At 60.7% G+C, this 23879-nt stretch carries 27 protein-coding genes and 1 pseudogene; 17 read left to right on the top strand and 11 right to left on the bottom strand.

Translation table 11 applies throughout. From position 1 onward, the window contains the following. Positions 1-41 precede the first annotated feature (41 nt). The 3 genes from ACS4RR_RS14055 to ACS4RR_RS14045 are packed head-to-tail and all read right to left on the bottom strand — an operon-like array spanning position 42 to position 1323. Complete coding sequence (locus ACS4RR_RS14055; RefSeq protein ID WP_456190144.1) at positions 42-470, bottom strand: DUF2267 domain-containing protein; 429 nt, start codon at positions 468-470, stop codon at positions 42-44. Beyond that, positions 467-871, bottom strand: a complete 405-nt coding sequence (gene yidD / locus ACS4RR_RS14050; RefSeq protein ID WP_222294856.1) for a membrane protein insertion efficiency factor YidD — start codon at positions 869-871, stop codon at positions 467-469. The genes ACS4RR_RS14055 and yidD overlap by 4 nt, the downstream gene beginning before the upstream one ends. A gap of 5 nt (positions 872-876) precedes the next feature. Continuing rightward, a complete protein-coding gene (locus ACS4RR_RS14045; RefSeq protein ID WP_260110887.1) occupies positions 877-1323 on the bottom strand; it encodes an iron-sulfur cluster assembly scaffold protein in 447 nt (148 codons plus the stop codon). 307 nt (positions 1324-1630) lie between these two features. Between ACS4RR_RS14045 and folE the strand changes: the two genes are divergently transcribed. The 3 genes from folE to ACS4RR_RS14030 all read left to right on the top strand — a co-directional run bounded on the left by folE (position 1631) and on the right by ACS4RR_RS14030 (position 3802). Continuing rightward, entirely contained in the window at positions 1631-2245 is a 615-nt protein-coding gene (gene folE / locus ACS4RR_RS14040; RefSeq protein ID WP_260110888.1) for a GTP cyclohydrolase I FolE, read from the top strand. Positions 2246-2270: 25 nt separating this feature from the next. Continuing rightward, a complete protein-coding gene (gene hisI, locus ACS4RR_RS14035; RefSeq protein WP_456188921.1) occupies positions 2271-2723 on the top strand; it encodes a phosphoribosyl-AMP cyclohydrolase in 453 nt (150 codons plus the stop codon). Between the two features lie 116 nt (positions 2724-2839). Further along, positions 2840-3802: a patatin-like phospholipase family protein gene (locus ACS4RR_RS14030; RefSeq protein ID WP_017964407.1), complete on the top strand. Its 963-nt coding sequence runs from the start codon at positions 2840-2842 to the stop codon at positions 3800-3802. Positions 3803-3871: 69 nt separating this feature from the next. On the opposite strand, the gene ACS4RR_RS14025 is transcribed toward ACS4RR_RS14030, so the two are convergent. Together ACS4RR_RS14025 and ACS4RR_RS14020 are read right to left on the bottom strand one after the other, a co-directional pair. Next, positions 3872-4306, bottom strand: coding sequence for a CBS domain-containing protein (locus tag ACS4RR_RS14025; protein ID WP_260110889.1), 435 nt, complete (start codon positions 4304-4306; stop codon positions 3872-3874). Between the two features lie 91 nt (positions 4307-4397). Continuing rightward, positions 4398-5189 (bottom strand): rhomboid family intramembrane serine protease, encoded by a 792-nt coding sequence (locus ACS4RR_RS14020; RefSeq protein ID WP_162117111.1) that lies wholly within the window; start codon positions 5187-5189, stop codon positions 4398-4400. A gap of 263 nt (positions 5190-5452) precedes the next feature. Between ACS4RR_RS14020 and ACS4RR_RS14015 the strand changes: the two genes are divergently transcribed. The 7 genes from ACS4RR_RS14015 to ACS4RR_RS13985 all read left to right on the top strand — a co-directional run bounded on the left by ACS4RR_RS14015 (position 5453) and on the right by ACS4RR_RS13985 (position 12377). Continuing rightward, positions 5453-6097 carry a PAS domain-containing protein gene (locus tag ACS4RR_RS14015; protein WP_222385073.1) on the top strand — a complete coding sequence of 215 codons (645 nt, stop codon included), beginning with the start codon at positions 5453-5455 and terminating at the stop codon, positions 6095-6097. A gap of 124 nt (positions 6098-6221) precedes the next feature. Beyond that, positions 6222-6833 carry a PilZ domain-containing protein gene (locus tag ACS4RR_RS14010; RefSeq protein ID WP_017964411.1) on the top strand — a complete coding sequence of 204 codons (612 nt, stop codon included), beginning with the start codon at positions 6222-6224 and terminating at the stop codon, positions 6831-6833. 374 nt (positions 6834-7207) lie between these two features. Continuing rightward, positions 7208-8182: a prolyl aminopeptidase gene (pip, locus tag ACS4RR_RS14005; RefSeq protein WP_456188920.1), complete on the top strand. Its 975-nt coding sequence runs from the start codon at positions 7208-7210 to the stop codon at positions 8180-8182. Positions 8183-8547: 365 nt separating this feature from the next. After that, the gene (locus ACS4RR_RS14000; RefSeq protein WP_260110891.1) at positions 8548-9153 is read left to right on the top strand and encodes a transglutaminase-like cysteine peptidase; all 606 of its coding nucleotides are present in this window, start codon (positions 8548-8550) and stop codon (positions 9151-9153) included. A 307-nt stretch (positions 9154-9460) separates the two neighbouring features. After that, positions 9461-10246: a hypothetical protein gene (locus tag ACS4RR_RS13995; RefSeq protein ID WP_260110892.1), complete on the top strand. Its 786-nt coding sequence runs from the start codon at positions 9461-9463 to the stop codon at positions 10244-10246. A 134-nt stretch (positions 10247-10380) separates the two neighbouring features. After that, complete coding sequence (locus ACS4RR_RS13990) at positions 10381-11991, top strand: serine hydrolase (RefSeq protein ID WP_456188919.1); 1611 nt, start codon at positions 10381-10383, stop codon at positions 11989-11991. A gap of 113 nt (positions 11992-12104) precedes the next feature. After that, the gene (locus ACS4RR_RS13985; RefSeq protein WP_456188918.1) at positions 12105-12377 is read left to right on the top strand and encodes a hypothetical protein; all 273 of its coding nucleotides are present in this window, start codon (positions 12105-12107) and stop codon (positions 12375-12377) included. Between the two features lie 89 nt (positions 12378-12466). Here the strand turns inward: ACS4RR_RS13985 and ACS4RR_RS13980 are convergent, their stop codons facing one another. Together ACS4RR_RS13980 and ACS4RR_RS13975 are read right to left on the bottom strand one after the other, a co-directional pair. Next, positions 12467-12904 (bottom strand): DUF1489 family protein, encoded by a 438-nt coding sequence (locus ACS4RR_RS13980; protein WP_026154161.1) that lies wholly within the window; start codon positions 12902-12904, stop codon positions 12467-12469. Between the two features lie 169 nt (positions 12905-13073). Next, a complete protein-coding gene (locus tag ACS4RR_RS13975) occupies positions 13074-14477 on the bottom strand; it encodes an L-serine ammonia-lyase (RefSeq protein WP_170278065.1) in 1404 nt (467 codons plus the stop codon). Between the two features lie 349 nt (positions 14478-14826). On the opposite strand from ACS4RR_RS13975, the gene ACS4RR_RS13970 reads away from it, so the two are divergent. Beyond that, positions 14827-15261: a VOC family protein gene (locus tag ACS4RR_RS13970; RefSeq protein ID WP_162117104.1), complete on the top strand. Its 435-nt coding sequence runs from the start codon at positions 14827-14829 to the stop codon at positions 15259-15261. Positions 15262-15299: 38 nt separating this feature from the next. Here ACS4RR_RS13970 and ACS4RR_RS13965 read toward each other — a convergent pair whose 3' ends face one another. Then, positions 15300-16499, bottom strand: a complete 1200-nt coding sequence (locus ACS4RR_RS13965; RefSeq protein WP_456188917.1) for an acyltransferase family protein — start codon at positions 16497-16499, stop codon at positions 15300-15302. 164 nt (positions 16500-16663) lie between these two features. Here ACS4RR_RS13965 and rpiB point away from each other — a divergent pair. From rpiB to ACS4RR_RS13950, 3 genes and pseudogenes are all read left to right on the top strand, one after another. Continuing rightward, positions 16664-17101 (top strand): annotated as a pseudogene (rpiB, locus tag ACS4RR_RS13960) (ribose 5-phosphate isomerase B); the annotation flags it as partial. A gap of 253 nt (positions 17102-17354) precedes the next feature. After that, positions 17355-18119, top strand: coding sequence for a DUF599 domain-containing protein (locus ACS4RR_RS13955; RefSeq protein ID WP_017964420.1), 765 nt, complete (start codon positions 17355-17357; stop codon positions 18117-18119). Continuing rightward, complete coding sequence (locus ACS4RR_RS13950) at positions 18119-19108, top strand: heparan-alpha-glucosaminide N-acetyltransferase (protein ID WP_017964421.1); 990 nt, start codon at positions 18119-18121, stop codon at positions 19106-19108. Before ACS4RR_RS13955 ends, ACS4RR_RS13950 begins: the two co-directional genes overlap by 1 nt. Before the next feature lie 25 nt (positions 19109-19133). Here ACS4RR_RS13950 and ACS4RR_RS13945 read toward each other — a convergent pair whose 3' ends face one another. Further along, on the bottom strand, positions 19134-19526 hold the full coding sequence (locus ACS4RR_RS13945) for a MerR family transcriptional regulator (RefSeq protein WP_011652104.1): 393 nt from the start codon (positions 19524-19526) through the stop codon (positions 19134-19136). Positions 19527-19589: 63 nt separating this feature from the next. Next, positions 19590-21005, bottom strand: a complete 1416-nt coding sequence (gene mgtE / locus ACS4RR_RS13940; protein ID WP_260110900.1) for a magnesium transporter — start codon at positions 21003-21005, stop codon at positions 19590-19592. 242 nt (positions 21006-21247) lie between these two features. On the opposite strand from mgtE, the gene ACS4RR_RS13935 reads away from it, so the two are divergent. The 3 genes from ACS4RR_RS13935 (at position 21248) to ACS4RR_RS13925 (ending at position 23033) form a co-directional block, all read left to right on the top strand. Next, positions 21248-21742 carry a peptide deformylase gene (locus tag ACS4RR_RS13935; protein ID WP_260110901.1) on the top strand — a complete coding sequence of 165 codons (495 nt, stop codon included), beginning with the start codon at positions 21248-21250 and terminating at the stop codon, positions 21740-21742. 97 nt (positions 21743-21839) lie between these two features. Continuing rightward, positions 21840-22358, top strand: a complete 519-nt coding sequence (locus ACS4RR_RS13930; RefSeq protein ID WP_260110902.1) for a BON domain-containing protein — start codon at positions 21840-21842, stop codon at positions 22356-22358. A gap of 309 nt (positions 22359-22667) precedes the next feature. Beyond that, positions 22668-23033, top strand: a complete 366-nt coding sequence (locus ACS4RR_RS13925) for a hypothetical protein (protein WP_222385086.1) — start codon at positions 22668-22670, stop codon at positions 23031-23033. Between the two features lie 96 nt (positions 23034-23129). On the opposite strand, the gene ACS4RR_RS13920 is transcribed toward ACS4RR_RS13925, so the two are convergent. Then, on the bottom strand, positions 23130-23774 hold the full coding sequence (locus ACS4RR_RS13920; protein ID WP_456188916.1) for a methyltransferase family protein: 645 nt from the start codon (positions 23772-23774) through the stop codon (positions 23130-23132). Positions 23775-23879 lie beyond the last annotated feature (105 nt).

Here is a 23879-nt window from a genome sequence, read left to right as displayed (position 1 = left end):
GGGCGCCAGGACAATGCTGTGCAGAAGGGCGATGAAGGTGCTCATGGCTGCCAGAACTCCTCTGCGCCGTCGGGCAAGGTCGTCAGCACTCTGTCGAATGCGGCGGCGTCGACATGTTTTCGCACAGCCATCGCCACGTCTCGGATGGCTGTGTCGGGGGAAAAGTTATGGTCACCGCGCAGTGACTGCACCTCCCGCGTCATCGGCGCACGATCCTCGAAGGACCGTTTGGCCTCGTCGGGATTCCAGTCGGCGACGAAGATCGCACGCAGCACCGGCGGCAGCACATCGGCGAACCGGAGCGCGTCTGCCACATCGAGGCGGCGGCGGAACGTCTGAAAGACCCCTTGGGTCATGATGTAGACCACATTTCGGCTGTCGATCAGCGTATCGGCTCTGATATCATCGAGATAATGGTCAAAGTCTTCCGATGCACGCCTGTATTCGCCGGGCATCGTCACGGCGGTCAGCCTCTCTTGCGTCCGAGGGCGAGATAACGCCACGGCGTCCACCAGCGGAAGCTGTCGCCGAGCATCTCCGGCACCTGGTCGAGGCCGCTGGTGCCGCCCGGGCCGCAGCGGCCGACGCGAAACAGCGTCATCCAGCCGCCGGCCCAAAGGCCGTGGCGGGCGATCGACTCGTAGCCATATTCGGAGCAGGTCGGGATATGGCGGCAGGAATTGCCGATGAAGCCGGACAGCGTCAGCTGGTAGAGGCGGACGAGCCCCATGCCGAGCAGACGGTCGGGGGTCTTGCGGAACGGACCGGCATAGTTGCGGGAGGTGCGTGCGGCCTTTTCGCGCGGCTTTTCGGGTCCGGCGGCGCCGCCGTCATCCTCATCGTCAGCCTGCGGGGCGCAGAATTCGCACATCTCGGTTATGCCTCGACAACTTCCGCCCGTTTCGCCTCGATCTGCCCGATCGCATCGACGACCGCATCGAAGGTCAGCATCGTCGAGGCATGGCGGGCCCTGTAGTCGCGCACCGGCAGCAGATAACGCATGTCTTCGAAGCGTCCCTGAGGCCCGGCCCCGTCCGCCTTCAACATGGCAAGCATGTCCTGGCGCGCCTGGCGCAATTCGCCCGATGTGGCGCCGACGACATGGCGGGCCATGATCGAGGACGAGGCCTGTCCGAGCGCGCAGGCCTTCACCTCATGGGCAAAGCCGGTCACGGTATCCCCGTCCATCTTCAGCCAGATCCGCACCTTCGAGCCGCAGAGCTTGGAATGGGCCTGGGCGCTCGCATCGGCATCATCAAGCGTTCCGGTCAGCGGAATATTGCCGGCGAATTCGAGGATTTTGCTGTTGTAGATGTCATCCATACTGGATTTCCGCTCCAAGATCGCTGCGGATCGGCCTCTGCAGGGGTGTTATTGTCGTCAAAACAAAAAACACACCGTGTCGTCTGAGGATACTTACATATAATGGCCGTCTTCCTATATGTATGTCGTTCGAAGGCCATGAAAATGCAATGGCCTCGTGTAAGTTTGATTGGGAAACCGTGCCGGACGGGCTGAATGTGCCCTGAAAGCCCCGGAGCCTGCCAAAGGTGCATGAATTCCCGCATGGGATTGACCAGTGGCGATTCCGACAGATGGGTCCGCGGTGCGGACCAGGAGACCATTGTTCATGGACGCAATCGTAAAAAACTTTCCGCAGACGAACCGCGACTCGGATCGCCCCTCCCAGCAGGAGGCGGAGGAAGCCGTTCGCGTTCTGTTGCGCTGGGCCGGCGACGACCCGACGCGTGAAGGCCTGCTCGAAACGCCGGCCCGCGTCGTCAAATCGTACCGCGAGCTTTTTTCCGGTTACGACATGGCGGCGGAAGACGTGCTCGGCCGCACCTTCGAGGAGGTCGCCGGTTACGACGACATGGTCCTCGTCAAGGATATTCCGTTCTACTCGCATTGCGAACACCACATGGTGCCGATCATCGGCAAGGCCCACGTTGCCTACATGCCGGACGGGCGTGTGCTCGGCCTGTCGAAGATTGCCCGTGTCGTCGAGATCTATGGCCGTCGGTTGCAGACCCAGGAAACGATGACCGCCCAGATCGCCCGGGCAATCGACGATACGCTGAATCCGCGCGGTGTCGCAGTGCTGATCGAGGCCGAACATATGTGCATGGCGATGCGCGGCGTTCAGAAGCAGGGCTCGACCACGTTGACGACGATGTTTACGGGAACGTTCAAGACTGAGCCGGCCGATCAGGCCCGTTTCATGACCATGGTGCGGAGCCGCTGATACCGGCTCCCTCAGGAGGGCCGCGATGAGTCAACTGATCTTCAATCAACCATCCGAGGACAAGTCGGCGCTGGAAGACGCCGGCGATTTCACGCCGCGTTTCGACGACCGTGGCCTGATCACCGCGATCGTCACCGACGCCGGCGATGGCGAGCTGTTGATGGTGGCGCATATGAATGCCCAGGCGCTGGCGCTGACCATCCAGACCGGCACGGCGCATTATTTCAGCCGTTCGCGCGGCAAGCTCTGGAAGAAGGGCGAGACCTCGGGCAATTTCCAGACGGTCAAAGAAATCCGCACAGATTGCGATCAGGACGCTATCTGGCTGAAGGTCGAGGTCGCCGGCCACGACGCCACCTGTCACACCGGCCGCCGCTCCTGTTTCTACCGGACGATCACGCTTCGAGACGGAAAGCCGATGCTTGATATCGTCGACGACGAGCTTCATTTCGATCCGCAGGATGTCTACGGAAAATAGCCAGAATTTCCCGGCATTTGCTCCTTATTGCGCCAGAAACAGCTTCTATATACCATTTGGAAACTGATCGGGCACACTATCGGGAACCAAGTGTTCTGCTGGGAGGGGAGAGCGCCATGCTGAGCTGGAGTCTGCATCGTCAAAGCTCTGAAGGCGAGGGTTCCGGTTCCGATATGTCGACGACGCTCGAGATGCTCCCACCTCCGGCGCCTCAAAAGAAAATCAAGATCGCGCTGGCACTCGGCGGCGGCGCTGCCCGCGGCTGGGCCCATATCGGTGTGCTGCGCGCACTCGACGAGGCAAGGGTCGAGATCGGCATGATTGCCGGCACCTCGATCGGCGCGCTGGTCGGTGGCTGTTATCTCGCCGGCAAACTCGATGAACTCGAAAGCTTCGCGCGCTCGCTGACAATGCGCCGCATCGCAAGTCTCCTTGATCTCACCATCGGCGGCAGTGGCCTGTTCGGCGGCATGCGGCTGACCAAGCGCATGCAGGAACATCTCGAAGGCCTGAACGTCGAGGATCTCGATCGGCCGTTCGTTGCGGTCGCGGCCGAGGTCAATACCGGTCACGAGGTCTGGATCGCCAATGGTTCGCTGATTACGGCGCTGCGCGCCTCCTATGCCCTGCCTGGCATTTTCGAGCCGGTGCGCAGCAATCACCGCACGCTGGTCGACGGCGCACTCGTCAATCCCGTCCCCGTCTCCGTCTGCCGCGCCTACGAGCAGCCGCTCGTCGTCGCCGTCAATCTCAATTACGATCTCTACGGCCGCTCGGCCGTCGTCCGGCACAATGCCAGCCTGTCGGCCCAGGAAGTGCAGAAACAGGAAGAAGCGCCCTATGCGCGCCTCGGCATGACCGGCGTCATGGTGCAGGCCTTCAACATCATCCAGGACAGGATTGCCCGCGCCCGCCTTGCCGGCGACCCGCCTGATATTTCGCTGCAGCCGCGTCTCAGCTATATCGGCCTTTCCGAATTTCACCGGGCTGGCGAGGCGATCGAACGCGGCTACGAGGAAGCCAGAGCCAGGCTCCCCGAGATCAAGCGCATGCAGGAAGTCTACGCCAGCCACCCCTGATGCAGGCCGTCCACAAGCCTGCAGCGGTTTTGCGACAACGACATCGGTCGAGCATGGCCGGCGAAAACCTCAGCCGGCGATATAGGCCTTGATTTCCTCGGCCTCACGCTCGACTTCGGCGATGCGCGATTTCACCACGTCGCCAATCGAAATGATGCCGGCAAGCTTGCCGTTGCTTTCCACCGGCACGTGACGGAAACGGCGGCTGGTCATCAGCTCCATAAGCTCGTTGACGGTCGTCTCCTCATGGCAGCGGTAGACCTTCGCGGTCATGACCTTGGCCAGCGCCTGGTCCAAGCCGTCCTTGCCGTGTTTGGCGATCGCATGCACGAGATCGCGCTCGGTGAACATGCCTGAAATCCGGTTCTCCATGCCGACGACGACGATGGCGCCGATCTTCTTCTTGCTGAGGATGGCGGCCGCCTCGGCGACGGTGGCGTTCGGCCCGGCGGTGACGACGTCCCTGCCCTTCAGGTCGAGGATTGCTTTGACTGAACTGGTCATTCGAACCTCCTATGTCCGTGAAACACTTGTCACAGGCATCCGCGGCGGTTTCTCCCCCCATCGCGGATATGTAGATCGTGCACTGCCCGGCTCAGGATTGCAACATATCCTTCTCCATTCCGGCGGGTTCCATCACAGGCGGGCGCGGCGCCCGATCGAACAGCGAAAACAGCAGGAAGCCGAAGACGAAGCCGCCGATATGTGCGTCCCAGGCAATCGGCTGGTCGCTATCGCCGACGAGAGGGATGCCGACGGCGATCAGCGCATTGCCGACCAGCCAGAGCAGCATGAAGATGATGACGGTGCGGCTCTTCAGCGCCTCGACGATGGAAAGCCGGGGATTGAGATGCGCCGGTGCCATCGGCCGTCGTTCGGCCGGAAAGGCGAATCGGCAGGCGGCGCCCATCAGCCCGGAGATGACGCCCGACGCGCCGATCAGCAGCGACACGTCCCCCCAGTTCAGGACCGCGTGCAGGGCGGCTGATGCAATGGCGGAAAAGACCCAGAAGAGCACGAAGCGTAGCGTCCCGATGCGGCGCACGACCGGCGCGCCGAAGGCCATCAGCCAGAAAGCGTTGAAGAGGATATGCTGGACGCTGCCGTGCAGCAGCGAATAGGTGACCGGCGTCCAGAACAGCTCCGGTCCCTGCTGCGACAGCGGAATCACATAACGGGCGGGAACGAAGCCGAAGGTGAAGAACAGCCAGTTCAGCGCATCGTCGGACAGCAGGAGCTCCTGCACCGCATAGATGATACCAAGCAGGCAAAGGCTGAAGAGCAGTGCCGGTGGAAGATTAAAGACCGGTTCGCGCGGTGGCCGTGCCGGTGGCTGGACCTCGGGAGGTTCTGGCGCCTTATGCGGCTCGGCCGTCTGCTCATTCATCTGTGTTTTGCCTCGTTGAGGCCACAGCCATACAGGAGCGCCTGTTAAAAAAAAAGCCGCCCGAAGTGCCGGGCGGCGGACCGGGAGCTCAAGGAAAGACCTTGGGCCCGGGCAGGTTGTGCTGAACTCCGAAAGTCGAAGCGATGCGGGACAATGTCACGACAGGCACTGCATCTCAACCGAAACCATCTCTTAACCTTAACCGCCGTGATTTGGCATGAAATCCGCAAGGTAGAGTCTGTACGGGCAATGACTGCCCGAAAATGCTCCGGAATGAGACAGGTTGGTGTGAAATGCGTGTGCAAACGACCATCGAAATTTTTGACTACTGGAACCGTATCCGCGGCGCTGCCGATGCGCCGCTGAAATCACAGGTCGAGCCCTCCGCCGTCCCCCACCTGCTCCAGAATCTGTTCATTCTTGAGAGGCGCGACGGCGGAGACATCGGTTTCCGGCTGGCCGGCACCCGCATCTGCGATCTCTTCGGGCGTGATCTGCGCAGCGAACGTTTTTCGTCTCTCTGGGCAAATGGTCAGCACAAGGACATCGAACGCACGGCGATGGGCGTCATGGATCATGCCATGCCGGCCCTGTTCAACGCCACCGGCTATAGCACCGTCGGTCATCAGGCCTCCTTCGAGATTATCATGATGCCGCTGCGTTCGCCGGACGGGGCCTGCGACCGGCTGCTCGGCGCGATCGCGCCGACAGCGGCGGCGAGCTGGCTGGAGATCGTACCGCTCGAATTCCTGGCGCTCGACCGCAGCCGCCTGCTCCCCGGAAAGTTCGCCAATGCAGCACCGGCCGAGCTGCGACCGATCAACAAGATCGTCGCTGGCAAAAGCATCCATTTCGGCCAGGTCATGCGCCGCATGGTGTCGCAGCTGCTGAGCGTGGAGGCGCGCTGAGGGTCCCATTTTAGGACACCGGATATACTCGTTTTCCGCTATGTCGGGACGGCGCGAAACAACCTTCTGTTAATGGATTGCAGGTAAAGATCGGTCTCTGCGATTTTCATGAAGAAGCCCTTTGATGCACTCGTTCCAGCCAGCTCAGACGCAACGACCTGCGCCGCGCCCTGAACAGGGCGTTTTCCAGCGCGTGCCCATCAATATGCAGGGCCGGCTGATGCTTGCGAACTACGAGGAATTCGAATGCATGGTGATCGACATGTCGCCTGGCGACATGTACGTCACCTGCCCCGGCCGGCCGCGCGCCAACGAACGCGTCGTCGCCTATATCGACCATCTCGGCCGTGTCGAAGGTTATGTCCAGACGATCGATGGCCGCGGCTTCACCATGTCGATCAACGCCACCGACCGGAAACGCGAGAAGCTCGCGGCCCAGCTCACCTGGCTTGCCAACAAGCATGAACTCGGCCTGCCGGAAGATCGGCGCCACGACCGCCTGACCCCACGTGACACGAAGACCGAGCTGACGCTCGAGGACGGCACGCGTTATTTCTGCCGCATCATGGACCTTTCGCTGTCGGGCGCTGCCGTCGACGTCGAAATGCGCCCTTCGATCGGAACGGCGGTGCGGCTCGGCAACATGCGCGGTCGCGTCGTACGCCACTTCGTCGAAGGTGTGGCAATCGAATTCCTGTCGATCCAGTCCCGCGAGACGCTGCGCGAATTCCTTTAAAAGCTGCGGAAGATGGCGCTGCCTTTCCGGGGGTTCCGCGGCGGGGCGCAATTTTCGACGGACGTTCATCGAACGCGATTGCCAGGTCCGGCGCACACTCTGTCAGGTCGTGTTGAAAGGCCTGCACGTCACGGCAAGAGATTTGCAAGCGGCAACGAATCTGGCTTTGGAAAGCAGGCGCGAAATCCTGTCGCAAGTCGTTCCACCCAGTCGGCAGATAGTATTATGAGTGGAACAAGCTGCGACACCGATCTGCACTCGGTGAGGTTGCCCAAAATGTGCAGTGATTTTGCGTTCGAAAATGCCTCGCCCTCGCTCGTCATTCGTTCGTCACGGATATGACGGATAAGGCCCGGCTCGATCGCAGGTGGCCCATGTCAGTTCTCTATCCCGAAATCGAAACCTATGATCACGGCTTGCTTGATACGGGCGACGGCAATCTGATCTATTGGGAGGCCTGCGGCAATCCGACGGGCCGCCCGGCACTGGTGCTGCACGGCGGCCCTGGCTCCGGCTGTTCGACCATGGCGAGGTGCTATTTCGATCCCGATGCCTATCGAATCATTCTGTTCGATCAGCGCAATTGCGGCCGCAGCCTGCCGAGCGCTGCCGATCCGCAAACCGATCTCTCCCTCAACACCACCTGGCATCTCGTTGCCGATATCGAACGGCTGCGCGCCGGTCTCGGCATCGACACCTGGCTCCTTTTCGGCAATTCCTGGGGCTCGACGCTGGCGCTCGCCTATGCCGAAACTCATCCGGAGCGGGTCGCGGCGATCGTCATCGCAGGCGTGACCACCACTCGCCTCTCGGAAATCGACTGGCTCTATCGGCGCATGGCGCCGCTCTTTCCGGAAGAATGGCACCGTTTCCGCCAGGCGGCTGCCCCAGCGATTCAGGGAGTAGACGAGGACATGGTGGCCGCCTATCATCGTCTCCTCAACGATCCGGACCCGGAAACGCGCCTCAAGGCGGCGCGCGACTGGCATGATTGGGAGGCGGCCTCGATTCTGCTCGCCGATCCCCAAGGCCTACCGCGCCGCTGGGCCGACCCCACCTATTTACTGACGCGCGCCCGCATCATCACCCACTACTTCAGCAACGGCGCCTGGCTGGAGGACGCCCAACTTTTGAAGAATGCCACGCGGCTCACCGGCATTCCCGGCATCCTGCTGCAGGGAAGGTTCGACATCGAGGCGCCGCTTGTCACTGCCTGGGAACTCGCCCGCGCCTGGCCGCAAAGCGAGCTCAGCATCCTTCCGCATGCTGCCCATTCCACCGGAAATCCCGATATGAGCGCGGCGATCGTCGCCGCCACCGATCGATTTCGCGATTTTCCTCAAAAATAATTTTCCCGTCGGAATCGGCGATCTGAGCGACATTCTGCTTTTGAACCGGTCGAATCGGTCGATTCCGGCTGCGTCGACGGTCGACCGCACGTCGCCGGCCGGCCGCCGGAAGTTATCCGGCTTAACGAAAATCCTTAACATGAGGACGGCAACGCAACCTTTTCGCGGGCGAAAGCCTTGTTGCGTGCATTACAGTTTTAATCGAATTCGAGACAAATCCGCATCGAATTTTACTCGCATTCAAGTTTGTTTTTAGCCAAGTTTTATCGGCATTTGAATCAACTAAGCCTTTAATTCTATTGCGTAATTTTCCGTGAGATAAAAACGTCTGTGCCATTGTCACCTCAACTTACGGGGAGACGGCAATGACAAGCGCGAATATCCTGAAAGGCGGCCTTCTGGCCGGTGCCATTATGACGGCTATGGTGGGCTCGGGACAGGCGATGCCCGCCAGCATGGCCCTGGCAGGCAATGCCAGCCCGCCGATCGGGCATTACGAATTCTGCAAGGCGAATCCGACAGAATGTGTCGAAGTCGGCGGCGATGCCGGACCGGCCATCCTCACCGAGGATCGCTGGAAGGAAATTCTCAAGGTCAACTACACCGTCAATTCGACGATCCAGCCGATGACGGACGAGCAGATCTACGGTGTCGAGGAGCACTGGGCCTATCCGCGCACCGTCGGCGATTGCGAGGATTACGCCCTGCTGAAGCGCAAGATGCTGATCGACGACGGTTTCTCGCCGTCCGATACGCTGATCACCGTCGTGCTGCAGCCGAATGGCGAAGGCCATGCCGTACTGACGGTTCGCACCGATCACGGCGACTTCATCCTCGACAACATGCGCAACAAGGTGCTGCTGTGGTCGGATACAGAATACACCTATTTGAAGCGCCAGTCCGCCGACGATCCGGCCCGCTGGTCAAAGCTTCAAGACGGCCGCGCTGTCGCGGTCGGTAGCGTCAAGTAAGAACAGCCTGCCGGCATGCTAGATCATGATGCCGAAAAGCGTGAGCGGTTTTCGGACGACATCATGCTCAAGAACAGGATTCAGATTTTTCGGCCGAGCGGCCTAAAATCATCCTGTTCTAGTCGGCTGCAGCCTGCGGCCCGGTCAGTCCCCGCATCCCGTCCCCGACCGGTGCCCAAGAGCCGTTCCCGCTGTCCCGGGAACGGCTCGCCCTCTTTTAAAGCCTTACCTCACCAGTATCTTAGCGAATTGTTAACCTTGCCGGCTCGATCATGGCGGTGAGATTCATCATCGGCACCGGCGGCTCATGTTCTTCCTGCGGCGGACCGAAACGCGAAGAACCGCCATGAGCCATGCCGCGCACAGCGCACCCGACGAGCAGCCGCTTTTTTCCATGGGATTTCTCCTCCGCACGATGGCGGCGATCGCTGTTCTGGCGGTCCTGACAGTTGCCATCAGCATCGGCGGCCGTTGGTTCGGCCGCCACATCTCGCTTGCCGGCAACACCGACAGCACGGTTGAAATCATGCTGGCCATCGGCCGCGACACCGTGAAATTCCCCGAGAACGCCATCCGCTTTCCTAGCCAGAGGCATGAAGGCGCCGCCGAACGCGTCGATCTCTACCTCGCCTGGCCTGAGATGCAGGGTTACGGCAAGGAAAACCACCTTCGATTCGACGATGTCGCCCAATCCTCCGGGCTGATCTTCCTGCAGGTTACCCAGAGCACCATGTCGCGCGACATGTCCGGGCGGCTGGAACCGATCTATTCGCATCTGATCGAAGGACCGGCCGAGCCCTTCCGCAACCGCCTGACGCTGCATCGTCTTCGCGCCGATGCGGGTTATGGCGACGAGGTACTGCTGACGGCGCCCGTCGAGGGCGGGCCGAATTACGTCGTGCGCTGCATTTTGCCTTCAGCCCCGGACAAGGCGGCGAGCGGAGATTGTCAACGCGATATCAAGGTCGGCAGGGATCTCAGCGTTCTCTACCGCTTTTCGAGCAGCCATCTCGACGACTGGGAACATATTGATGCCGCTATCCGCACCTTTGTGGAAACGCGTCTTGTGAACCGTTCTGCGACAACACCCTAAAATGCTCCCCTGACAGCGAAATAAACGATTCATCATAAACGGATTGGTAACGCCCAACCGGTAATTTTAGAAGACGAGCTGTGCGGCGGGAGGTGTGCGGTTCCTGCCAAAATCTGAAATGCAAAATATCTGAAATGCAAGAGAAGAGTGGAATAGTGTCAAGGTCAGCCTCCTCCGTATCATCGTCCCGATCCGGCAATTTTCTGGCAAAGCTGCTGGCGATCCTTTCGGTGGCCGTCACGATCGTCCTGGTCGATTCGGTAAATGCCGACGCAGAAGCGGCGAATTCGAAATATGCAGGCATCGTCGTCGACGCCAAGACCGGCAACGTTCTCTACAGCGAGAATGCCGACCGGCTGCAATACCCCGCCTCCCTGACCAAGATGATGACCATCTACATGACCTTCGAGGCATTGGAGCAGGGCCGCATTCGCCTCGATACGCCCGTCCCCTTCTCCGCTCATGCGGCAGCCCAGGCGCCCACCAAGCTCGGCGTCCGCGCCGGCGGCACGATCACCGTCGAGCAGGGCATTCTCGGTCTCGTTACCCTGTCGGCCAATGATGCCGCAACCGCGCTCGGCGAAATGCTGGGCGGCGGCAGCGAGGATCGTTTCGCCCAGCTGATGACCGCCAAGGCGCATGCGCTTGGCATGACGCGCACCACCTATCGCAACGCCAACGGCCTGCCGAATACGGCGCAGATGACGACGGCGCGCGATCAGGCTCGCCTCGGCATCGCCCTTCGCCAGCATTTCCCGCAATATTACGGCTATTTCTCCACTCGCGCCTTCAAGTTCGGCAGCCGCACGATCCGCAGCCACAACCGCCTGGTCGGTTCGGTGCGCGGCGTCGACGGGATCAAGACTGGTTACACGCGCGCTGCCGGTTTCAATTTGGTGAGCTCGGTGCAGGTAGACGGCAAGTCGATCGTCGGCGTCGTGCTCGGCGGCGCCTCGACGCCCGCCCGCGATGCCCAGATGCGCAATCTGATCGCCACCTATCTGCCGAAGGCATCGAGCCGCGGCGGGTCGTCGGCGCTGATTGCCCAGGCAGCCCCTGCCCCGGCGATGATCGAGACACCCGCTCCGGTCCAGCCGCAGAAGGTCCAGCAGAAAGTTCAGCCGCAAATGGCCCAACAGCAGATCGCAAAGACGATCACCGCAACGCAGCCGCCGATTTCGGCCGCAGCCGCCGATCTCAGCCTGCCGCACAAAGGCCCGCTGCCGGATGCGCGTTATCAGGTCGCCGAGACCGAGGTTGCCTATGCCGAGACCGCTCAGTCGAAATCCGACAATCCACTGGTAGCCCAGCCGATGCCGGCGCCGACCAAAGTCAAGACCATGACCTTCAAGCAGCAGGCATCGGTCGCCGTGCCGACGCCGGCGCCCGCCTATATGCCGCCGGAACAGGGCGATACCTCGGTCGATGAGGTCACCACCGCCTCGACCACTCCCACTTCTCCCACTTCGACTGGCGCCGTTTCAACCAGCGATGGTCCCAGCGGCTGGGTCGTGCAGGTCGGCGTCTCGCCGAACCGGCAGATGGCCATGGATCTCCTGGAGAGCGCCAAGAGCAAGGGCGGCAGAGCGCTGGCCTCGGCGAAGCCCTTCGCGGTCGCCTACGCCGCTGGTGGTGATCAGCTTTACCGCGCCCGCTTTGGCGGCTTCGACGATCAGCGCGATGCCGTCAACGCCTGCAAGGCCTTGAAAAAGGCCGGCATCAAGTGCTGGGCGGCTGCCCAATGAGCTATTCGATGCTGCCTGCAAGATGGCCGGCGGCATTGGCGACGGCCGGAATCGGTGTTTGCGTTTCCGGCCACCATTCTTGAACTCGATCAGTATTGCGTACGGGGAAAACAATGGCGATTAATGAGAACTTTCCAGGAATGCCTTCAGACCGCCGCATGGCCAAGGGGCGCTCATCTCTGCATCCGCTGCACGAGGCGGCTTTGCGCCTTGCCGAGATTGGCCTGCAACGACCGAAGGCGAAGTCTCCGAAGACCCGGGATCTTATCAATCTGCTGCTGTGCCATGGTGCGCGCGCCTGGCGCTATTCCCAACCCGAAGCCCGCATCCATCTGCATGTGACATCCCCCGGCGGCAGCGCGCCGGTGCAGCTGCGCCTGCGCTGAGCTGCGGAGTGCCGCGTGCCCGAACGGGGCACGCCGTCACCTTCAACCCACGCATAAACCTTTCCGGAAGTCGGCTTCGATTTCCGGGATTAGAGCAGACCAAGGTCCGTGAGTTCGCGGCGAAGATCAGCGGGCATTTCGGCAATGCCGGCGCCAAGACTTGTCAGGTCGCGCGGCACGTCGTCTTCAGTGTAATAACGCCAGCCTTGGAAGGGACGTTTCGGCTGCACGGCCGTCTCGATGACCTCCGGGCCGAGCATCAGGCGGCAGCGCGAGATGCCCTCGCCGTCCGTGAAGGTCTCGATGCCGAGCAGCTTCTGCCTGGCCTGCACCTGCCCCTTGATCACCCAGTAGAGCGAGCCGCCGTCAAGCAGTTCCTCCATGCGTTTCGGCGCCATGCGCGTCGTATGCACCGAATGCGGCTCGAGGCCGGCTGCAATGGCGCGCAGCGAGCGTTCCGCCACCCATTCGCGCAGATCGTCGATCGAGTCGGCGCCGACGCAGAGTTTGATGAGATGCAATGCCATGCCGCCGTTGAAATCCTTTTGGCAGCGAGCGTCAAGCACCTCCAGCATAATTTTATTCTCAGACCGGAATCGATCTAAGGATGAAATTATGCAGCAGTTCAAAGTGTTACAAGCGTCCTTTGCGCGTCTGAAAGGACACATGGTGCTGTAACGTCAGGCGTCCACAAACTCAGCATTCAACGACGTTGACCGCAAGACCTCCGGTCGAGGTCTCCTTGTATTTCTCGCTCATGTCGTGGCCGGTCTGGCGCATCGTCTCGATACAGGCATCGAGCGGCACGAAATGCTGGCCGTCGCCCTTGACGGCAAGCGATGCCGCGGTGACCGCCTTGACCGCGCCGAGCGCGTTGCGCTCGATGCAGGGAACCTGCACCAGGCCCGCGACCGGATCGCAGGTCATGCCGAGATGATGTTCGAGCGCAATCTCGGCAGCGTTTTCGATCTGCTCCGGCGTGCCCCCCATGACGGCGGCAAGGCCAGCGGCGGCCATCGCCGCAGCCGAGCCGACCTCGCCCTGACAGCCGACCTCGGCGCCCGAGATCGAGGCATTGTGCTTGATGATGCCGCCGATGGCAGCAGCCGTCAGCAGGTAGTCGCGGATGCCGTTCTGGTCCCAGTCCTCGTGGAAATGCTCATAGTAGCGGATCGTCGCCGGAATGACGCCGGCCGCTCCGTTGGTCGGCGCCGTGACGACGCGCCCGCCGGCTGCATTCTCCTCGTTGACGGCCATCGCATAGACGCTCAGCCAATCGTTGGCGAGCAGCGGATTGACGCGGTTGCTGCGCCACTCCTCCTCCAGCTTGTCGTGAATCCTGCGGGCGCGACGCTTGACGTTGAGGCCGCCGGGCATGATGCCATCGACCTTGAGGCCACGCTCGATGCAGGACCGCATCGCCTCCCAGATGCGGTCGAGCCCCTGATCGAGCTCCTCGCGTGAGCGCTGGCTCTCCTCGTTCGCCCGCTTCATCTGCGCGATCGACAGCCCAGAGCGCTCCGCCATTTCGAGCATCTGCTTGGCGGTGGAGAAGGGATAGGGTACGCGCGTGCCGCCGGCCGCGTTCTTCTTCGCCCGCATCTGTTCCAGTTCGGTGTCGGTGACGACGAAGCCGCCGCCGACCGAATAATAGACGCGCTTGACGAGCAGCCGGCCGTCCCTGTCATAGGCGGAAAAAACCATGCCGTTTGCATGGCCTGGCAATGGCTGTTTCTTGTCGAAGACCAAATCGGTTTTCGGCTGGAACTGATAGGCGGGATGCCCATCCGGCGTGATGCGGCCGGTGCGCTCCACCGTGTCGACGATGCCGTCCATCCGGTCGGGATCGACGCTGTCGGGCGCCTCGCCCATCAACCCGAGAATGACAGCCCTGCCCGTGCCGTGGCCGATGCCGGTATGGGCGAGCGAGCCGTGCAGGCTGACTTTGATGGCTGTGACCTGTGCGCCCGATGACGGGCGCGGCCATTCGTTCGACAGGATCAGCTCCAGGAACCGGTTGGCGGCCGACATCGGACCCATCGTGTGTGAACTCGACGGCCCGACACCGATCTTGAAGACATCGAATACCGAGAGAAACATGGGTGCGCCTTCTGTATATGAGGATGCAAGCTTAAGCGAGGTCGGTTTCAGATCCGTGCAGCACACCGACATCGCATGGAGCCGGTGCGACATTCCGGCTGCCCACTGGAGCGCCGCGTGTCCCATAAGACGCGCTGGCACTTTGAGTGTGCGCATAATCCCTTCCGAAAATCGAATCCGATTTTCGGGGTCATGCGTTAAGCCAAGCGGTCCGCCTTACCAATGATTGCTGCATTCAATGAAGCCTAGGCGGAGGAAGAACTGGTTGCCTTATCTTGACAGTCTGCACCGACTCCCAATGTCCTGCTGACGTCGATGCTAGAACCTTGCAGATTGGGAGATTGGACACATGGCGCTCAAACGGATGGACAACGTAGGAATCGTCGTCGAAGACCTCGGAGTGACGATTGATTTCTTTCGCGAGCTCGGCCTCGAGCTCGAAGGGCGGGCCACGATCGAAGGAGAATGGGCCGGACGTGTCACTGGACTGGGCAATCAGCATGTCGAGATTGCCATGATGCGCACACCGGATGGCCATAGCCGGCTCGAGCTCTCCCGCTTCCTCACGCCGCCCGTCGTCGCAGATCACCGCAACGCCCCGGTCAACGCGCTCGGCTACCTCCGCGTCATGTTCACGGTTGATGACATCAATGAGACGCTTGACAGGCTGCGTAAGCGCGGCGCGCAGCTCGAAGGCGAAGTCGTGGACTATCAAGACACGTATCGGCTCTGCTACATCCGCGGGCCTGAAGGGCTTCTCATCGGACTGGCCCAAGAACTCTGAGCGCGATACGAAGTCAATGACGACGAACGGCAACTGCGCTATGCGCGAAGCTTTTCGTTACGATCATCTTGAATGACCGTGCCGTCGGCTCCATCCGGTGGGGTGGACGTCGTCGAGATCTGTCGTTGATCGACCATGGTTGACGTTGCCCCGTTCAGCAGGCGTTTTTCGATCTCCTGCAGGTCGAGGATCGCGCGGTTCATTTGGCCAACTGGAGTTTCGCGCCAAACCAGACGCGAGCGATTATCCTGCCATAGCTGGATCAGCCACCGTCGGCCTGGAACCTCGATCGTCTCGTGGATGAACCATGCCCCGACTGCCGCAACGAAAAGCGTCACCATGATGAGCGCCGGTTTCGGCATCAATGCATCAAAAGTCAGACGCGCCAGGAACATGATGGGGACATGGAAAAGGTAAAGTGAAAAGCTGATCTTTCCGAAAAACCGTACCGGCCCAGCTGCCAGGACACGGGCTGCGATGGGAGGCTGTCGAGCGACGAGCCCGACAATGACGGCCGCGGCCACCGCACTTTGCAGGCTCCAAAATACCGGGGAAAAGCCGGGCAAGATATGCCGGTAAGTGAAAAACACCGCCAGAGCGAAGAGCGTTAAAATGCCTGTAAGGGCAGATGGAATCCAGCTGTTCCAGTAGGAATGCATCATTCCGGCAAGTGCGCCGAACAGAAAGTAAGGGAGCTTGGAGACGAGCAGGATTCCCGGGCCTGGCAATTCGACCAGGCCATCCACGACGACGGCCACGGTCAGGCCCACAATTATGCCGCTATAGCGGTGCGGCTGGGCCAAGCAAAGCCACAGGACAGGAAAGAACAGATAGAACTGGATCTCGGGTGGTATCGACCAGAAAACACCACTCGAGCCGAGAAGAAAGATATGACGTACAAAGTCCGTGCCGCTAACGATCGGCTGAATAAAATCCAGATTTTGCATGCTCGACAGCATCGCCACGAGAATGACGGCCGCCAGGTAAACCGGATAGATGCGGGCAAAGCGGCTCACCAGAAAATCCAGCACGTTTTCTCTCGTGACCGGCCGTGAGCCATAGAGATGGGCCATCAGGAAGCCGCTGAGCGCAAAAAACAAACCGACGGCTTCGTCGCCCATCGTCACGAGATGCGGAGCTGTGATCGGAAAGATAAGGCCAATATGGGCTCCAACGACCAGAAGCGCAGCGACACCGCGCAGGCCATCGAGACTCGGGATGTAATCCGGCCGACTCATGGGTCACTTTTGAATTCGGAGTTCAGGTTCAGTCCTGAACAATTGGCCATCACGACTTTACAAGCGGTTAACACGGCGCCCTGCTCGCGCACCTCTAGACTGGTGTGGCGCTAGCATGCATCGTCAAGACGGCAAATTGCTTTGGAAAACGGAACCACTTCTCCATGACAGCCACCAACCGCATCGCCCTCTCCAGCGACCACGCCGCCATTCAACTCCGGCAGGCCATTGCCGGTCATATCGCGGCGCAAGGCTGGATAGCGGTCGACATCGGACCGACAACGCCGGAGAGCACACACTATCCTCACCACGGCCAAGCGGCGGCGCGTCTCGTCGCCTCCGGCGATTGCCGGTTTGGCATCATCCTATGCGGCACCGGCCAGGGCATCATGATGGCGGCGAACAAGGTAAAGGGCATCCGTTGCGGCGTCTGCGCAGACACATTCTCCGCCCGTATGATCCGCCAGCACAACGATGCCAACATGCTTTCGATTGGCGTGCGCGTCGTGGGCGAAGGGCTGGCGCTCGATATCGTCGATGCATTCCTGACCGCTCGCTTCGAGGGCGGCCGGCATGCGACGCGGGTGGGGATGATTGAGGCGGGAGGGGTAGCGCCGTCCTTTTCTCCTTCTTTGGGTTCCATCCCTAATCCCCAGGCTGACGGATCACCGCATTGCTCCATTTAGGCCCAGAAGATGCCGGTCGGCTATCCGCCAAGCCTTGTCGTTTCCCGACGGCTCGATTATGCCGAACTGCCGCATGGCCAAAAGCTCGCGTAAAGCCGCCGAACTCGGCCATGCAGCATAATCCGACTTGCGGCATAGTGGTCGCGTTCATGCGGAGACCGAATCACTGATGACGACGGCGGATTATATCGCTCTGACTTTCTTTGCCTTTGTCTGGATGGGCTATTCCTGGCTGCTGCACGGCCGCACCTTCTTCGGACGCACCAGCCTGACCCATGCGATGACCGAACGGCGCCGGGAGTGGATCTACAATTCGCTGCGCCGCGACCTGAAGATGATCGACACGCAAATCATGGCCGGCCTGCAGAACGGCACCGCCTTCTTTGCCTCGACGTCGATCTTCGCGATCGGCAGCTGCTTTGCTTTGCTCGGAGCGACGGAGAAGGTCGATGCCGTCTTCGCCGACCTGCCCTTCGTCTTCCATGGCGGCCATGCCGTCTTCGAGATGAAGGTCGGTGGGCTGGCAGCGCTTTTCGGCTACGCCTTCTTCAAATTCGGCTGGTCCTATCGGCTGTTCAACTACTGCACCATTCTTTTCGGCTCGATCCCGATGATGCGCGACAGCGAGCGCGACGTCATCGCCGCCGAGCGGGCGGCCGAACGCGTCATCCGCATGAACGTCATTGCCGGCAGCAATTTCAACGAGGGGCTCAGGGCGATCTTCCTGTCGATCGGCTATCTCGGCTGGTTCATCAACCCCTATGTCTTCATGATGACGACGGCGATCGTCATCTTCGTGCTGACACGCCGGCAATTTTTCTCGCAGGCGCGACTGGCGATCATGGATGCCGGTCCGCCATCAAATCTCCACCTTTCTGCTATTGGCCGCGATAGTCCGTCGAGCGGCGGAAATGATTTGCCCGAGGGACTTTGATGATATTGCCGGCAACGAAAGCCGATGCGGCGGTAAAACCGCCGCGCATCGGTCTATTGGATACGGCGCGCGGCGTCGCGCTGATCGCCATGGCGAGCTACCATTTCAGCTGGGACATGGAGTTCATGGGCTATCTCGCGCCGGGCACGGCCGAAACCGGCTGGCTGAAGATCTATGCCCGGGCGATCGCCACGACCTTTCTCTTCATCGTCGGCATCAGCCTGGTGCTCTCAAGCACGCCCGAGATTCGCTGGCCCTCCTACTGGAAGCGCTTCGGCATGATCGCCGCGGCTGCCGCGCTCATCTCGATCGCCACGCGCATCGCGATGCCGAACGAGTGGATCTATTTCGGCATCCTGCACTGTATCGCGGTGCTCACGCTCATCGGCGTCGTTTTTTTGAGGCTGCCGCTCGCCTTCACGCTCATCGCCACGCTCGCGCTCTTTGCCGCCTGGATCACCGATAATTTCGGGCCACCCGGCCTGCTTCGCTCATCCTTCTTCGATCCCAGATATCTCGCCTGGATCGGCCTTGCCGTGACGCCGGAACGCTCTAACGACTACGTCCCGCTGTTTCCCTGGGCCGTGCCCTTCTTCGCTGGATTGAGTATTGCCTCGATCGCCATCAAAACCGGGCTGCCGCAGCGGCTTGCCGCCATTGGCACCGGTTCCTGGTGGCCGGCAAGGCTCGGCCGCCACAGCCTTGCTTTCTATCTCATCCATCAGCCGGTGTTGATCGGCATCGCCTACGGGCTTTCCCTCGTCGCCCCGCCGCAGGCGCCGGATCCGCTCGCGACTTACCTAAGGCAATGCAACGCCTCTTGCGTCATGCAGCAAGGCGAAGCGCTTTGCCGTGGCTTCTGCCAGTGCACGCTGGACAAATTGCAGGCTCAAGCCCTGTTCACGCCGCTGCAGGCGGGAGAGATCGATATTCGGAACGACGAGCGGGTCCAGACGATCGCCGCCGAATGCAGCGTCGAGGCACGATAGAGGTTGGCAGCCCGGTAGCCGCTTTTCAGGTGGTGACGCCGATTTCGGCGAGGCGGCCGAGGCAGGTCTCTTCGATAGCGTCAAGTTCCGCCAGCGTGTCGTCGATATCCTTGCGCTTCTGGCGCAGGTCGTCGCGCTTCTCGTCGACGCGCTTCATCAGGAGCTTCAGCTGGCCGAGTTCGCCCGGCGGCTCCTTGTAGACCTGTATGATCTCGCGGATTTCTGCGATGGTGAAACCGATGCGCCGGCCACGGAGGATTTCCCCGATGAGGCGCCGGTCGGCCTGCCGGAACAGACGGGTGCGCCCGCGCCGCTCCGGATGGATCAGTCCCTCGTCCTCGTAGAAGCGGAGCGTGCGCGTCGAGACCCCGAATTCGCGCGTCAGTTCCGTTATGCTATAATATTTGTTCACCGGCATGTGTTCCCCGTCGTCGGACAGACGATAATATTGACTTTTACGTAATAGTCAATTTTTGGCCGTTCAGATGCCGAACCACCAGGTAGCGATGCCGAGAAAGGCGAAGAAGCCGGTACAATCGGTCACTGTCGTGACGAAGACGGAAGAGGCGATCGCCGGGTCGGCGCCCATCTTGTCGAGCAGCAGCGGCAGAAGGATGCCGGCAAGAGCGGCTGCCATCAGGTTGATGACCATCGCCGCTGCGATCACCGCACCGAGCTGGTAACTTTGGAACCAGATCCCGGCGATGGCGCCCATGATCGTCGCGAAGACGATGCCGTTCAGGATGCCGACGCCCGCCTCCCTGCGGATGATGCGGCCGGCATTGTAGATGTCGAGATCGCGGGTCGCGAGCGCGCGCACCGTCACCGTCATCGTCTGCGTGCCGGCATTGCCGCCCATCGAGGCGACGATCGGCATCAGCACGGCAAGCGCAATCATCTTCTCGATCGAGCCGTCAAACAGCCCGATGACACTGGCCGACAGCATCGCCGTGCCAAGGTTGATCAAAAGCCACAGGAAGCGCGAACGCACCGTCGAGAGCACATTGTCCGAAAGCTCTTCGTCGCCGACGCCGCCGAGGCGCTTGATGTCCTCGTCCGCCTCCTCGTGGATGACGTCGACGACGTCGTCGATGGTCAACACGCCGACCAGCCGGCCGTTCTCATCAACGACGGCGGCCGAGAGAAGGTCGTACTGCTCGAAGAGCTGGGCAGCCTCCTCCTGATCCATCTCGGCTGGAACCGGATGGTTCGTCTCGCGCATGATCTGCTCGATTTTCGTCTGCCGCTTGGTGCGCAGGATCTGATCGAGATCAACGGCGCCGAGCAGCTTGAAGGTCGGGTCGATGACGAAGATCTGCGAGAAGGAATAGGGCAGATCCTCCTCGTCGCGCATGTAGTCGATCGTCTGTCCCACAGTCCAGAACGGCGGCACGGCGACGAATTCCGTCTGCATGCGGCGCCCGGCCGAACTTTCGGGATAATCGAGCGCCCGGCGCAGCCGCACCCGCTCGGTGAACGGCAGCTGGGCGAGAATTTCTTCCCGGTCTTCCTTATCGAGGTCTTCGAGAATGTAGACGGCGTCGTCCGAATCGAGCTCGCCGATCGCGGCGGCGATCTGGTCGTTCGGCATCTGGTCGACGATCTCGCGGCGGATCGCCTCGTCGACTTCGGTCAGCGCCGTCATGTCGAAATCGTCGCCGAGCAGGCGTACCAGCGCCAGGCGCTGATCCGGCTGGATCGCCTCCAGCAGATCGCCTATTTCGGATTCGTGCAGCCGGGCGACATTCTGGCGCAGGAACAGCGTGTCGCGATCGGCGATTGCGGCGCCGACAAGCGCCAGGAAATCGCCGCGGACATTGCCGTCCTCGTCGTAGATATCGGCTTCCTCGTCATCAGGACGCCTGCGAATGCGGTCTTCCCCATCGGTCGTCGTCATCTGCCGCCCTCGCATCTGGTTCGAATTTCAACGACTGCCGCGCCGCATTCGCAAATGTTGGCCGAAAACACATTATCAACAAGCGGATAAGTGAATCCAGCGCGAGGCTCCCGCGGCCGGAATTCTTGGCCCCTGCTAGCCCAAAGCACCGGTGTCGTAAAGCGGCAAACCGCGCTTCGTAATGACAAGGCCCGCGGCCGGCGATAGTTTCCTCACCCGTCCAAGCAGAGGAAGCCTGCCCCATGCCCATCCGTCCGATTCTGCGCTATCCACATCCGGGCCTGAAGACTGTCTGCGCGCCGGTGACGGCCTTCGATTCCTCGCTCGCCACGCTTGCCGACGATCTGCTGGCGACGATGCGCGCAGCCCCCGGCGTCGGCATCACTGCCGCCCATATCGGTGTCTTCAGCCGTGTCACGGTGCTGGAACTCGACAAGGCCGACGGCGTGCGCCTCTATGTCAATCCTCATATCACCTGGTTTTCGAAGGAGACGGTGAGCCATACCGAAGGCAGCGTATCCATGCCTGGCGCGACCGACGAGGTGACGCGCCCGCGAGCAATCCGCTTCCGCTATCAGGATGCCGAGGGCGCCGTGCACGAGGACGGTGCCGAAGATTTCCTTGCCATCTGCATCCAGCACGAAGTCGACCAGCTCGATGGCATTTTCTGGCTGCAGCGCCTCTCGCGGCTGAAGCGCGACCGTCTCGTGAAGAAATGGGAGAGGGCCGAGAGTTAACAATCACAACTGACAATCACGGCTGACAAATCGCCGTCCGCACCGAACCATTCGCCGCTGCCGGCGTTTCCAGCAAAAGCAAGAAGGAGCGACTGCAATGGCAAGGATCGGTGACAAAACCCCGATTTCCCGGGAAAAGCCTGAGCTTTCCCGTGAAGAGGATTATCGCGACCTCGAAGAACGCAACCTCGATGACGGCTGGCCCTATGCCGATGACAGCGGCGCCGGCACCGGCGGCCCGGATAATGGCCCTTACGGCGAGACTGCGGCCAATTTCGACAGCGATCCCAACAAGGGCTTCCGGATAGACGGCACGGATGAGGACGGCAACGAGAACCGCCTGAAGGATTCGCTGCGCGCCGATACGATCGAACGCGATGAAAGTGACGAGCTGGAAGCGCGGGTGAACGACAATCTCGAAAACATCCCTGATGTCGATATCGACAGCATCGAGGTTCATGCAGACGGTCACGTCGTCACCCTGGAAGGTTCGGTGGAAACGATCGGCATCGCCCGCAAGGTCGAACTCGCCGCGCTTTCGGTCGACGGTGTCCATCATGTGCGCAACAAACTGCAGCTGACCGGTGTCGACGCGCATATCCCGAACGAGGACTAGCGTCACGCATACGGACAATCGGCGGAAGGCGCCGATGCCTCCCGCCCGCCTGTTACATTACCAAAAGTTAACAATTTCAGATTGTAGCCCGATACGGCTTTTGAGGTACCGTATTTTGCCGTTTTACTTAGGCAGGTTTTGTAACGCGAACGTCAATTTCGTTGATAACACCGTGATTTCATTTGGACAAAAGGTCGCGGCTGCGTCGCCTTTTTTATCACAAAATTGCCTGAATTGGGGCGCGAACTCGTGTTTGCCGAGGGTTAGTTTATGTTGTGGAATTCAACAACAGATTGAGGAGATAGACCCATGCGCATCAAATTTACCCTTGCCGCTTCCCTGTTCGCCGTCAGCCTTGCAGGCGCTGCCTTCGCCCAGCCGACCTATTCCGATGACTACACCAACGACAGCGACGGCTTCGCGCCGAGCCCGACGTCGAAACCGGCCCCGGTCCACTACAGCAGCCGCAAGGCCCCGGCCTATTCCAGCGACTATACCAATGACAGCGATGGTTTTGCACCGAGCGCCATGGCAGCCCCTGCCGTCGACAAGACCGCAACGGCCAGCATCACGCCGCTGCCCCCATGCCACAGCATGATCGGCCCGAAGGGCTCCCACACCAAAGGTGCCGACAGCGGCGCCTCCCGCACCGAAGCATGCCGCGCGACGCATTGAACCGATAGAAGACCTGGATCCGATTAAAGAAAGGGATCCGACAAAAGAAAGGGCCGGAAACCGGCCCTTCTCTTTTCAATCCATCTTTATGTCGTCTTAGAATGCCAATGGAACGAGCCGGTAACGGGTCGTGGCCATGAAAGCCTCGTAAGCAGGATCCTGCTTGAGCAGACCTTCTTCCGCCAGGAGGCGGAAACATTGTGCGGCCAGGGCCGTCGCATAGATGGCGAAATTCAAAAGGCTCGGATGAGCCAGGAAGAAGCCGATGTGTGTCATCAGATATCCCGCATACATCGGGTGGCGGATAAATTTGTAAGGCCCGCCGATCTTGACGCCGCGATTGGCCGGCACCAGGCCGAAGCTTCGCCGCAATGTCAGCTTTGCCGATATCTGCAAGATGAAACCGAGCGCCATCACCGTCCCGCAGAATGCGAGCGGCGCTAGCGGCTGTGTCGCGGAGGGCGCGGCAAGCAGCGGAAAGATCGTGCCAATGGCGGTAACCGTCCAGTCGAAGAAGCGTAGCGACGCATTTCTCGTCGGCCGGCGGGTCAGGATGAGGAATGCGGCAGCTCCCTCCGAAACGATCAGCAGGCAGTCGATGATCGCGCGATCGTCCTGCATCTGCGGCAGGACCCGCATGACGATCCCAACGAAGAAATAACCGATGAGAACCTTCTCGATAATATCGACAACCAAATACACATCGAGGAACGACCAACTTGCCGCTGCTTTTTTTCTCATTGTCCTCGGACTTCCATATTCACACTGCTGTGATGTCCTATATATTTTCCGCCGCTAATTATCGGTTAAAACGCTGGCTCAGATCTGATGGTGAAGCGATTGCCG

It is taken from the genome of Rhizobium zaerense, assembly GCF_051810725.1.
GTDB lineage: Bacteria > Pseudomonadota > Alphaproteobacteria > Rhizobiales > Rhizobiaceae > Rhizobium > Rhizobium leguminosarum_I.
The sequence above is the reverse complement of the archived record's forward strand: the minus strand, read 5'-3'. Positions and strand labels throughout refer to the sequence as shown.